This window comes from Paenibacillus forsythiae T98, assembly GCF_000520735.1.
Lineage (GTDB): Bacteria > Bacillota > Bacilli > Paenibacillales > Paenibacillaceae > Paenibacillus_AQ > Paenibacillus_AQ forsythiae.
On the sequence record NZ_ASSC01000366.1, the window covers coordinates 1 to 12,005 of the forward strand.

13 protein-coding genes are annotated in these 12,005 nt (G+C 51.6%); 3 read left to right on the forward strand and 10 right to left on the reverse strand.

Annotated features, from left to right (window positions below):
• The coding region (locus L692_RS0111670; RefSeq protein ID WP_025700032.1) for a glycosyltransferase at positions 1 to 1,102 on the reverse strand (1,102 nt) is incomplete at its 3' end.
• Positions 1,103 to 1,327: 225 nt separating this feature from the next.
• Here L692_RS0111670 and L692_RS0111675 point away from each other — a divergent pair.
• From L692_RS0111675 to L692_RS0111685, 3 genes are read left to right on the forward strand one after another with little or no spacing between them, the layout of a single operon-like run.
• Entirely contained in the window at positions 1,328 to 2,125 is a 798-nt protein-coding gene (locus L692_RS0111675) for an ABC transporter permease (RefSeq protein WP_025700034.1), read from the forward strand.
• Positions 2,126 to 2,151: 26 nt separating this feature from the next.
• On the forward strand, positions 2,152 to 2,955 hold the full coding sequence (locus L692_RS0111680) for an ABC transporter permease (RefSeq protein ID WP_025700035.1): 804 nt from the start codon (positions 2,152 to 2,154) through the stop codon (positions 2,953 to 2,955).
• Between the two features lies 1 nt (position 2,956).
• Entirely contained in the window at positions 2,957 to 3,934 is a 978-nt protein-coding gene (locus tag L692_RS0111685) for an ABC transporter ATP-binding protein (RefSeq protein ID WP_025700036.1), read from the forward strand.
• A gap of 36 nt (positions 3,935 to 3,970) precedes the next feature.
• Here the strand turns inward: L692_RS0111685 and L692_RS31790 are convergent, their stop codons facing one another.
• The 9 genes from L692_RS31790 to L692_RS0111725 all read right to left on the reverse strand — a co-directional run.
• Positions 3,971 to 4,108 carry a hypothetical protein gene (locus L692_RS31790; RefSeq protein WP_156940406.1) on the reverse strand — a complete coding sequence of 46 codons (138 nt, stop codon included), beginning with the start codon at positions 4,106 to 4,108 and terminating at the stop codon, positions 3,971 to 3,973.
• A 211-nt stretch (positions 4,109 to 4,319) separates the two neighbouring features.
• Positions 4,320 to 5,357, reverse strand: a complete 1,038-nt coding sequence (locus L692_RS0111690) for an aldo/keto reductase (protein WP_025700039.1) — start codon at positions 5,355 to 5,357, stop codon at positions 4,320 to 4,322.
• 1 nt (position 5,358) lies between these two features.
• The gene (locus L692_RS0111695; RefSeq protein WP_025700041.1) at positions 5,359 to 5,985 is read right to left on the reverse strand and encodes a cysteine hydrolase family protein; all 627 of its coding nucleotides are present in this window, start codon (positions 5,983 to 5,985) and stop codon (positions 5,359 to 5,361) included.
• Between the two features lie 16 nt (positions 5,986 to 6,001).
• Positions 6,002 to 7,378: an MFS transporter gene (locus tag L692_RS0111700; RefSeq protein ID WP_025700043.1), complete on the reverse strand. Its 1,377-nt coding sequence runs from the start codon at positions 7,376 to 7,378 to the stop codon at positions 6,002 to 6,004.
• Positions 7,379 to 7,436: 58 nt separating this feature from the next.
• A complete protein-coding gene (locus tag L692_RS0111705) occupies positions 7,437 to 8,012 on the reverse strand; it encodes a TetR/AcrR family transcriptional regulator (RefSeq protein ID WP_025700044.1) in 576 nt (191 codons plus the stop codon).
• A gap of 119 nt (positions 8,013 to 8,131) precedes the next feature.
• Complete coding sequence (locus L692_RS0111710) at positions 8,132 to 8,590, reverse strand: pyridoxamine 5'-phosphate oxidase family protein (protein ID WP_051503484.1); 459 nt, start codon at positions 8,588 to 8,590, stop codon at positions 8,132 to 8,134.
• 51 nt (positions 8,591 to 8,641) lie between these two features.
• The gene (locus L692_RS0111715) at positions 8,642 to 9,475 is read right to left on the reverse strand and encodes a class I SAM-dependent methyltransferase (RefSeq protein WP_036723333.1); all 834 of its coding nucleotides are present in this window, start codon (positions 9,473 to 9,475) and stop codon (positions 8,642 to 8,644) included.
• Between the two features lie 204 nt (positions 9,476 to 9,679).
• Positions 9,680 to 10,060, reverse strand: coding sequence for a hypothetical protein (locus L692_RS0111720; protein ID WP_025700049.1), 381 nt, complete (start codon positions 10,058 to 10,060; stop codon positions 9,680 to 9,682).
• 204 nt (positions 10,061 to 10,264) lie between these two features.
• The coding region (locus L692_RS0111725) for an S-layer homology domain-containing protein (protein WP_025700050.1) at positions 10,265 to 12,005 on the reverse strand (1,741 nt) is incomplete at its 5' end.

Genomic DNA, 12,005 nt, shown 5'->3' on the forward strand with positions numbered 1-12,005 from the left:
GTTCGATTGCCTGCTTCATCAATCGGCCGGACCGGTCCCAGGAAAGCTTTAACGCATCCTGACGCCCCTGCAAGCCTTTCAGCCTGCAAAGGCCGGGATTCTCATAAGCGGTCCGCATCTGCTTTCTGAGGCTTCGAAGGTCCGCCTCCGCCCACTGCTGTCCACGCTCCGCGAAGAGGTGGCGAAATTTGCGGGAAATCGCATGTCTGCTGCCCATGCTGATTGCCGGGTTGCGCAGCTTGTATTTTACCAGGAAAGCATTCCGGCGGTTCACAAAATCCATATGCCCTCCCCAGCCCGTCGCAATAACCGGAATGCCGCTGGCCATGGCTTCAAGGAACGGCAGGCCAACGCCTTCCCCTCTCGTCGGAAGAACATAAGCGTCCCCAAGCGTATAAATCCCTTTAAGCTGCCCGGGTGTGATCTGCCTGCCGATCACCTTGACGGGAGCGGTGCTTTTGTTAAGACCCAGCTCTTTCTTGTACCGGTTGATTCTATTCTTGATCCAGTCTTCGTTCTCACTGGCGTTATAGCCGTTCGTCTTGATCACCAGCAGTACGGAATCACTGGCGGAGAACTCCTCCCAGTAAGCCCGGAGCAGCCCTTCCGGATTCTTGCGGTGCTGAAAGCCAAATACGGACACAAACACAAATCTTCCTTTATACTCCGGCAGACTCAGCTTGGGATTGCCCGGACGGTACTCCTTCGTATTCACCCCATGAGGGACGATGAAGATGGGAACCTTGACGCCGCTCTTCAGGAGAGCCTCCTTATTCTGGAGTGTGGGCACAAAAACCGCGTCAAATTTATTCATGTGCGGCTTCCAGCGGCTTGGCAGCTGCGTCGTCTCCCAAATAGTGTTCAGGATGATATGATCGAAATGCTTCCTCTCCTCTTTCACATGTACATGCTGCGGCTGATGGTGGCAGATTAGAACCTTTTTATATGCTGACCGCCGGATTCCCCGGCTCTTTAATGCTTTGAAGCCTACCCGCACATTTACGCCCTGCCGCCGCAGCGCTCCCACATATGCCCGGCTGGCGATGCCGAGCCCGCTCATTTTCTTGACGGGACCTCGCCATTCACACCCGTATCTGTTCATAAGCTCCCTCATTTCACAGGCATTGTCTTGGGATAGCATATGCCTGCTCCGCCAAAAAGGGGATTACGAGGGCTGGCAGGACGCCAGGATTCGCCCGGAAGGTGCGGGCTGAAAATCTTATACATTTTTACCCGAAAAAATCAAATGCCGCGTCCGGCGGTTTGCAGTACAATGATGTGAACGCATCCAATTGGATGTTCAACCCATTTCTAGGAGAGTGGTTCTGTGGGGAAGTACGCCGCCTATACGATAACCACCCTGAAAAACACGCAGGTATACAAGTTTGATCTGCTGCTGCGCATCATGAATTCGTTTATTCTGGTCATCGCTTTCCGAGAAATCTGGAAGGCCATTTATGCCAACGGGCAAGGGCTTGCCCTATCCACGGGCGTCACTTCGCAGGGAATGCAGACCTATGCGATGCTTTCTGTCATCCTGTTCGCCATCATGCCCCCCTCCATCTCTTATGAAATCAGCGATAAAGTCAGGGACGGCTCCATCGTATTCGATATGCAGAAGCCCTGGGACTTTGAATGGATGCATTTCTCCAAAGCGGCGGGCGTCTTCGTGTTCAATGTGGTGTATGCCGTTATTCCGCAGCTGATTGCGGTGCTCCTGTTCTTCCCCATCGATTATCCGGCCGGCATGCAGGCTGCCGCTTTCGCTGTAAGCGTCCTGCTCGCCTTTCTGCTGTCCTTTCTGATTAATTTTATCGTCGGCATGTTGGCCATCCTGTTCACGGAAACGTGGGGGATCGACATGTTCAAATCCGTGATTATCGACATCTGCTCCGGCGCCATGATTCCGCTCTGGTTCTTCCCGGACGCGGTCAGCCGGGTCCTGCTTTGGCTTCCGTTTCAGGGTATTTTCAACATCCCCTTGTCCTTGTTTATTGGAAAAATAACCGGAGCCGCCGTCTGGGAACAGCTCGCCTTTCAAGCCGTCTGGTGCCTCCTCCTCCTGCTGCTGAGCCGGATGATCCTCGCCTGGATCGAGCGGAAGCTGGTCATCTCGGGAGGCTAAACTATAAGTAAGGAGCGACAGTCCAAATGATCGGCAGACATATCAAGCTGTATTTGGCGATGCAGTCCGCAAATTTGCGTTCGCATATGGCCTATCCGTTAAACTTCGCCATCGGGGTGCTGAGCATTACGTTTCTCGGTCTGTCTTTTATCCTGGTCTCCTGGGTCATCACGCAGAAGGTTCCCGTCATTGACGGCTGGAGCACGTACGAGCTGATCTTCATGACCTCCCTCTGGCGGACAACGCACGGCATCTTCATCGCATTTTTCGTGCAGAGCTGGTTTCTCGAATCGCTGATCCGCAATGGCGAGTTTGACCGCTTCCTGGTCAGGCCGCTCAACCCGATGTTCTCCTTCGCCGCCCACAATATCCAAATCTACGGATTCGGAGATATGCTGGCAGGCCTCATCGGACTCGTGGCAGCCATGGTACATATTCCGGATTGGACTTTGGGAAAAATCGCGATTCTGCTGGTCATCGTCATCAGCGGCGCCGCCATTGAATGGTCGCTGCAGATGATGATCGGCTGCATGGTGTTCTGGACCTTGCAGGGCGGGGCGATGCGCCATATTCTGGACCAGCTGCTCGCACAGTTTACCCGCTTTCCGCTGTCCGTCTATAACGGCGTCTTGCAGGTTCTGCTGACCTTCATTTTGCCAGTCGCGTTTATCAGCTACTATCCTTCTTACTTTTTCTTCGGAGACCGGTCAGGCGTCCCATTCTCGCCCGTACTGATGTACCTGACGCCGCTTGTGGCGCTGCTCCTGGTCTCGGTCACTTATTTCGTATGGACAAAAGGGCTGAATGCCTATAAAGGAGCGGGGTCATAATTTGGACATTATCGTAGCGGATAATCTGGTGCGGCAGTTTTATACCAAAGAGAAGCCGGAAGGCTCCTTTCAGCTGCTCAAAGCTCTCTTTTCCTTCAAAAAACAGTCCAAGAACGTCGTGGATCACGTGTCCTTCACTGTACGGAAGGGGGATATCGTCGGCTACATCGGACCGAATGGGGCGGGAAAATCGACCACCATCAAGATGCTGGCCGGCGTGCTTGTTCCTACGTCCGGAACTGTACATGTGAATGGAATAGAGCCGCATATGAACCGCAAGCGGCACGCGGGGCAGATCGGCGTAGTCTTCGGGCAGCGCACCCAGCTGTGGTGGGATCTGCCGCTGATTGAATCCTTCAAGCTGCTCGGTAAAATATACGATCTGCCGAAAGAGCGGTTCAAGCACAACCTGGACATGTTCACCGATATTCTTGACATGTCCTCCTTCCTTTCAACACCGGTCCGCCAGCTAAGCCTGGGGCAGCGAATGCGGGGGGATATTGCCGCGGCCCTGCTGCATGAGCCGGAAATTCTGTTCCTCGACGAGCCGACCATCGGACTTGACATCATGGCGAAGGAGAAGATCCAGTCCTTTCTGCAAGAAATCAACAAGGAGAAGGAAATTACGATCATCTTAACGACCCACAACATGGACGATATCGAAAAGCTATGCCATAGAGTCATCTTCATCGACAAAGGGCAAATCCTGTTCGACGGCAGCACTGAGATCATGACCGCCGAGTTCGGAGGGTTTCGCTACCTGGTCGTGGATGCGCCGAACTGGGAGGAAGCGGCCTGGAACGGACCGCCTGTCGAACGGAGAGAAGACAGCCAGCTGTTCTTCCGGATCGAGGACGACAAGCAGGTGGCCTCGATGATCAAGCAGCTCTCCGACCTGCTGGACATCCACAACCTGACCGTCCAGGAGCCCAAAATTGAGGACGTTATCAAACAGCTGTACCAAAGAATCGGCCATTAAGCCGCCGGATGCCTGAAAGGGTCCGGCGGCTTTGGCTCAGTTATCCATTTTGACTACCGGTGTGCACAGAAAGGTTAACGACAGCTCCGCCGGAACGCATGAATTCTGGTACCATTCATAGTTAGGTCTTGACGGATCGGCCTGCCATCCGCTCTCCGGCAGCCATTCCTTCACCCATCTATCCCAGGCCGGGCCGATTTCTTCGGATGATCCGAAATGAACGGTTGTTTCGCTTTCTCGACTTTGCGATGCCAGTCAATCCTTGTATTGGTTCTCATAACACCTCTAATGATATATCCCGAAGGAGACTTCTTCCTGTCCTGCATTGCTCTTTTGGTTGAACTCTTTGTCATATTTTGGCTCATGCCTAAATATTTCAGGATATTTAAGCCCGCCGTCTGCTCGCCGCATCCATCCAACCCGGAATCCAGCCCCGCTCCAAATCATCCAGCGTCTTCCCTGGAGCAACAATCGTGTCAATGGCATCAAGCAGATCAGAGCTTAACCGAACATCAATGCCTGCCAATGATCCTTGAAGCTGTTCCAGCGTTCGCGGTCCAATAATGGTTGAAGTAATAGACGGATGCGCTTGGGTGAAGGCGACAGCCATATGGGCAAGGGAGATTCCGGCCTCGGCGGCAAGTCCTTGCAGCTCGTTAATGATTTCGAACTTCACGCGATTTTCTTCACGGGTCGGGTCCACGATCCTTCCCAGTATACTTCCTTGAAAACGGGCGGCGCGGGTATCCGAGGAAGCGGCTTGACCTTTGGCGTATTTTCCTGTGAGCAAGCCTCCCGATAACGGACTCCATACCAGCACGCCCAGGCCGTATTTTCTCGCCACTTCAAGAACGTCCAGCTCAATGCTGCGGTTCAGGATGGAATAAGGAGGCTGCTCGCTTGCGAAGCGCGCCAGATTACGGCGTTCACTTACCCCTTGCGCCTCGGCAATCTGCCAGGCCTGAAAAGTGGAGGAGCCAATATAACGGATCTTCCCTTCCTGAACAAGATCGGTTAGTACGCCAAGCGTCTCTTCAATATCGGTTTGCGGGTCGGGACGATGGAGCTGATAGAGGTCAATATGGTCCGTTTGAAGCCGGCGCAAGCTGTTCTCGACTTCCTGTCTGATCCAGAGTCGCGAGCTTCCGCTTAGATTCAGCCCTTGCCCCATTGGCATTCCGACTTTGGTGGCAAGCACTACCTCATCACGCCGGCCCTTTAGAGCCTTCCCGACAATTTCTTCGGAACCGCCGGCCGCATACACGTCGGCTGTGTCAATAAAGTTGATGCCATTTCCGATAGCGGTATCCACGATCTGAATGCATTCTTCCTCGCTCGTGTTTCCCCATGATCCAAATGCTCCCGTACCCAAAGTAAAATTACTTACTTTCATGCCTGTGCGTCCCAAATTCCGGTATTCCATATTAATTACCTCCCAGAGCGTTAATCAGTTCTTCTGTGGTAAGAATCTCATGGACGATAGTCGGACCGTTAATCTCATGCGCCGCATGCATCGCCTCCCGGCTGAAGGCCGCTGTCGCATCTTTTACGAGCGTGACGTGGTAACCAAGCTCCATTCCGAATCTGGCGGTGGATTCAATGCACGTATTCGCCAGCATGCCGATGATGATTATTTTGCCGATGCCATGCACTTTGAGCTGGTGATCCAGGTCCGTGTTCGCAAAGCCGCTTTGGGACCAATGCTCTTTAATGATAATGTCGCCATCCTGCGGCTGGAAATCGGGATGAAACTCGCCTCCCCAGGTGCCTTTGGCAAAGGGTTGGGCTTTGGCTGTAGAGAGCTGATAAGGCGTCGGATATTTCCATGTTGAAAAATCTCCCGGTTCAAAGCGGTGATGCGGCACGAAAAACACCCGAATGCCCGCCTCGCGGACCGCTGCCACGATTTCTTTCAGATGCTCCAGCATGTTCACGGACTCCGCCACTTCTTTGGCATAGGGGTACAGCTTGCCTTCGGAAGCCAGGAAGTCGTTATACGGATCAACCAGCAGAAGTCCCGTATTTGTGCTGTCATATTTTTTGTCCGTCATTTTAAACACTCCTCATTTAGAATTGGGATTTCATTAACCCGCGAGTTCGCTTATCATACTTGCCCAGCAAGTACAAGGAAATTAGGGGCAGCAAGCACAGTCCAAGATAAATGTGTTGAAACACGCTGGCCATATCCGTTCCCTTTTGCAGGGCAATCAGCATCCCCGTAATGCCTACTCCGAACGCGCCTCCGAAGAAGCCGACCAGTTGACTCATGCCCATACCTGCCCCCATGTATTCCATAGGAAGGTACTGGGAGATTTCATTGGAATTGCTGGCGGTCAGACTGGAAAATCCAAGGCTCATAAAGAAATAACTGATGAGAACACCGTAGATGGAAAGACTGGATATCGTTGCAAACAGGACGACGGAAAGCAACAGAAACCCTGCCCCCCATCTGGAGACGATGCCGTTGCCAAACCGGTCGATGATTTTCCCTATTTTTCTTGAGGCGAACGCAGTAACTATCGCACCCGGGAATATAATCAATCCGATTTCCAGCGGACTCCGGTGAAAGACTTGAGCCAGCAGGATCGGCATAGCGAACAGCGTGGCGAAATGGATGAAATAGGCGGTGAAGCTGATCGACAGTAGTTGTCTGAACCCTTTCCGGCGAAGCAGCTCCGGATGGATAAACGGCGAACGGGTTCGATTGATATGCCGCCACAAGAGCCCCATCGTAATTAAGCTAATGAAAAGCGGCCAGGGAGCAAAAGTCGTAACGAACAGCAGCAGCCCCGTAATCGAAGCCGCCACCAGCAAGCTTCCGGCGAAATCGAATTGGACGGATTTGGTCTCTTCCATAGGCACATGTCTGTTAAAAATTGGAGTGATAAACAAGACCGCAGCGGTCATGACAAAAAGGAAGTTCCATCCGAGATACTGGGTCAGGGCGCCCCCGACCACCGGTCCCAATCCGAATCCAAGCGAGGTGCCTGAAGCAATGAAGGACATGGCGCTGCCTCTGCGCTCCTTGGGAATATACCTGGAGAACAATACATAGCCCAGTCCGGGAAAAGCCGCAGCCCCTATCGCCTGAAAGATCCGGGCGGTCATTAATAGAATAAACGTATGTGCGAAGTATCCGAGCAATGAGGACAGCACCAGTAACAAGGCGCCGAACAGAACCATTTTACGAATCGGCAAAAAGTCGGTCAGCCGGCTATACGTAATGGTCGAGATCCCAAAAACAATGGAATAGGCGGTTACAATCCATGAAGCAACGGTTGGCGTTAAAGAAAACTCGCTGGCTACTCTGGGCAGAGCCACGTTGAACATCGTCGTATTCATGACCACGAGCATCGCGGCCAGGCTCCAGAAGGGGACGATCCATTTCTCGTTAAAAGCTTTCTCTCTTGTCTCAAGTATCTCTATATCAGATATGGCTCCCATAATTTTTCCTCCTGCTTGGTTTATTAAGAACGATCATTCTCAAAAGATTAAAAAAAATTTACTCCAATATAGCCAGCGTCATGTCGATAATATCCCCCAGCTTCTGTCTGTCGCTTGTTGTTTTAACCAGTACCCGAAGGCCTGTCAGCGAATTAAGTAAATAATGGGAAAGCTTCCCCGCGTCATGCTGGCTTGAAATTTCCCCCGTGGCCTGACCGTGCGTAATCAGTTCGGACAGAAGGGCCTCTGTCTTGGCAAAATATTCATTGACCTTGGCCGCCGCTTCCGGGTCCAGCAAGGAAAGCTCACACGCTGTATTGACGATCAGACATCCCGGAGGCCGGGCATCGCCCACACTGATGGCCATTTCGAAAATGGAACGGACCGCCTGTTTCACAGAAGTCTGATCCTGAATGCGGGCGCCAACCAAAGCCCCCACCGTCTCGTCATACCGCTCCATCGCTTTCATAAATAAAGTATGCTTGTCACCGAACGTGTCGTACATGCTTCGTTTATGAACCCCCATGGTTTCAACCAGGTCTTTCATGGAGGTCTTCTCATATCCTTGACTCCAGAATAAATGCACTGCTTTACGCAATACTGTATCAATATCAAACTCTTTGCTTCTGGCCATATTTCTTCACTCACACCTCCTTGCAAAGTCATCATAGCATATTGAGAACGATCGGTAAAGAATTTTCGCAAAAAAAGCCCATCCGCTATATCCGCGAACAGGCTCTTCGTCAAGCTGATTTATACCGCGATAACCTCGACCGCGCTTGGCCCGATTCCCTTGGAGAAATCCAGCACTTTAAGTTCCCGGGCGTCCACCTTGTAGATCACTGTATCCTGGAGCTCGCCCTTCTCCGCTCTTTCTTTGAACCGGGGATTGCGGCTGCTTAGCTGCTGAATCGCCCGGTCAGTCTCGGCCGGTTCACTAATCGCCTGGGCTGTTCCGTGTACGGAAACATTCACAAAGCTTGACAGCTCCTGATTCTCATGCTGGAAGAAGAGAACGATTTTCGGATTCCCCTGAATTTGCTCCACCTTGTTGCTGTTCTTCTGGGTTGAGAAGTAAATGGTGTATCCGTCCGCGACAAAGGAACCCAGGCTTCTAAGAACGGGCGATTGCTCGTTGTCAACCGTCGCCAATACAACAAAGCGGGTATCATTTAAATATTCTACAATCTGGTTTCTTGCTCCTTCACTCATGTTCATGCACTCCTTGTAATTTTCTGAAATTCCGGAATTTCCGTAATGCACTCAGGCCGCGATGGACAGACTTTTCTGGGCAATGGCAAAAATCGTATAGCTGCTGAATTTAAGCCATCCGTCCCCGCTTCGGTGCTTCTCCAGTTCCGCTTCAATATCAGACTTGGCCTGCGGCCGGAGCGCATCCGGCACATGATTCAAATAGTTGCCGAAGGAGCTTGCCTCGAAAAAGCGGGTGATCTCCTGCGCAGAGCCATACTGCCGCTCGATCTCCTTGATCTGCACTTCCCTGACCTTCAGCCCGCTGCCCGCGAGCAGCTGAACGAGGCTGGTGGCCGTCAGTCCATGCTGATGCTGTGTGCTCTCCGCAAAGTTCACAGCCTGCTTGTACAAGCCCTCGGACAGAACCTTATTGGTAATGTGCTGTAATCCGGTAATGCTGTTCAATTCTCTGGCTCCGGTGGCAAAACCGACCTTTCCTCCGGGCTTAAGCACCCGGTAAATTTCCCGCAGCGCTTGTTCTTTATCGATGACCCAATGGAAAACGGCGTTCAGATAAATGATGTCGATGCTGCTGTCCGGAATGAAGCCGAGATCCTCGGCCACACCGATCCGGTATACGGTATTGCCGTGCCGATTCTTGTCATTGGCGATTTTGACGCGCTCCTCCAGGGGATCAATCCCCAGAAAGCTTCCGGTATCTCCGATAAGTTCATTGATGTGCCGCCCCAAGCGGCCTGTGCCGCTGCCGATGTCAAGAATCGACTGTCCGGGCTTGACCTCCAGCTTCTCAACCAGCAGCGTTCCATTGTTAAATTGCGAATTGCTGATTTCGTCATAAGCTTTTGCAAGATTTTCGTTATCGAACGTTAAATGCACGGTCATGATTTCATCGCTCCTTTCGGATTAGAGAATGGGCCTTCACTTTCCCGGAACGCAAAAAGGAGGCCTGATTTGAAATCAAACCTCCAGTAGTCTGGTCAGCGAAATAAAGTTGATTAATCCACTAGGTATTTATGATATTTCATATAATAGTTATGCGCCGGCCAATTGTCAATATTTAATTTTTTAATCACTCGGTTCCGCAAGCTATTGCCCTCTTCTCCGATACAAATCGACAGATTTATATCCTTGGGCCAGAATATCTTTCATATGGCTCTCCAGATAGCGCCTGATGTCCGAGATCGATCCGATATAATCGTCAACGCATTGACTGCTCCTGGCACTGGCGGCTTTCTTCTTCGGGGCTTGCGATTTCAGGCCGACGACGGTGAACACCTCATCCAGACTGACCATCCTTGAAAACTTCAGGCGGCTGCTCTGTACATACCCTTCTTCATCTACGGGGATATGAGCCATGAAGCTGTCACGGTCTATGTATTCTTTGTATTTCGGATTATTTTTCTTGGGATAAGCGAAGTACAAATATCCGTCATCATTCAGGGCCTGGCGCTCAATGACGTACTGCAAAGCTTCGTAATTACGCTGTTCTTCGAATTCATGTTCATGCGTGAGCCTCCATACCCTTTATTTTCTCGCAGCTAAAAATATTATAGCCAAATCGGCGGGGAAACCAACAACTTGCTCCCTCATCCAACCGGCTAAAAGAAAGAGCTATTCTCCAGTCCAATCATTGATCGTTTGGAGAATAGCTCGTTATAAAGTTAAAGTATGTTAGTTAATCAATCCGGACTTTTGCAGAAGTCTCTGAATCATGATGGCAACCTCTGCTCTGGTAATGCTATCCTTTGGCGAAAGCTGGCTGCCGGTTCTGCCGGAAATGATTCCTGCTTGCAAGCAGTCGGCTATACTATTCTTCGCCCACCCGGAAGCCTTATTCCCGTCTGCAAATGGACTCAGAATTTCTCCGGTTTCTTTCGAAGGCAGCTTTGCTTTCAGATCAGTGATCGTCATCGCCTTCGCGATAATTGCCATCGCCTGCTCCCTCGTAATCTTGTCCATCGGATGGAAAGTCCCGTCTTCAAATCCGGTAATCAGTCCGTACGTGTAAGCCGTTTGAACCGCGCTGCTGTACCAGTCCGAAGTATTCACATCCGTGAATGACGCTGCGCCCTGCTCAAGCTTCAGTCCCAACCCCCGAACGACGATTGCCGCAAACTCCGCACGGGTAATATCTTGATCCGGATTGAACATGTCATTGCCATTGCCGCTGACGATCATCCGCGAGCCCATGTCGTTCACCGCATCTTTTGCCCAATGCTTGGCGACATCCTTGAACTCAAGCGGATGCCAGATCACGGAGTACGTGCTATTCGTCAAGCTGTTCACTTTTGCGTAATATTTACCATCAACGATAGCGATCTTCGTAGGCACATGGCGGACGGTTCCATCCGGTTCAATCACAACGCCAGTGGTGATTTTATTAGGGTCTACGCCCTCCGGAATGGCAAGCGTCCGTTCTACATAGGCATTGAACCTGGATACTTCAATCTTCGCATCCCCGTAAGTCCCTCTGACCGTGAAGTTAAGCGACGGAACGACAATCGTAAACTGGCCTTTGGACGCCGAGTTCTCAACGATCTGTACCATGTCTGCCGTCGGCGCGGCGATTTCGATTTGCACCTTGATATCCTGGAGCGCTAGCGGCTTCCCAAGCTTGTCCGATAGATTGCTAATATTAATCTGCTCGGCAGGCAAGGTGTAGGTGGCGTTCCCCGTTTTGATTTCCAGAACCGCCTGCTTTTGCTCCATGTTTTTAACCATCTGGCCGTTCAGTTCGCCAACCACGACATCCGCTTTCGTATTTAACGGTATCGTAATTACCGCATGCTGATCTTCTGCTGCAAGGATGCCGTCCAGCTTCTTCGGATCAATCACTATGGTCGTGACCGCTTGGTCATTCACTTTAGCCATTGTTTCCGAGCCGACAGTCTGCACCTTGCCATTAACATATGCATCGACTCCTGTATTCGCCCGCACCGGTAGGCTCGGAGCAGCCGGCTCAGGCGCCAGCGGTGTAACTGAATTAGAGACAGCAGATGCGGCACTGCCGCCCGCACGATTAATGGCTTTTACCGTAAAGGTGTACGTCGTTCCATTCTGCAGTCCTGTTATTGTAATGGGACTGGCTGTTCCTGTCGCGATAATGTTGCCTGGCGATGAAATGACCTCATACCCCGTAATTGCACTTCCGCCGTTATCGGCAGGAGGCGTAAAGGTGATGGTCGCCTGCCCATTTCCTGCGGTTGCGACGATGTCTGTCGGCGAAGCCGGGACCGTCTTAGGTGTTGCACTTACTTCATTGGAATATTCGCTGCTTCCGCCGTCATTTCCCGCCTTGACTTTGAAATAGTAAGTTGTGCCATTTGCCAGGCCTGTCGCAGTGTAACTATAAGTCGATCCGCTCACGGTCGCCACAGCGCTTTCGCCATATTCGCCAGGAGACGTCCCTTGA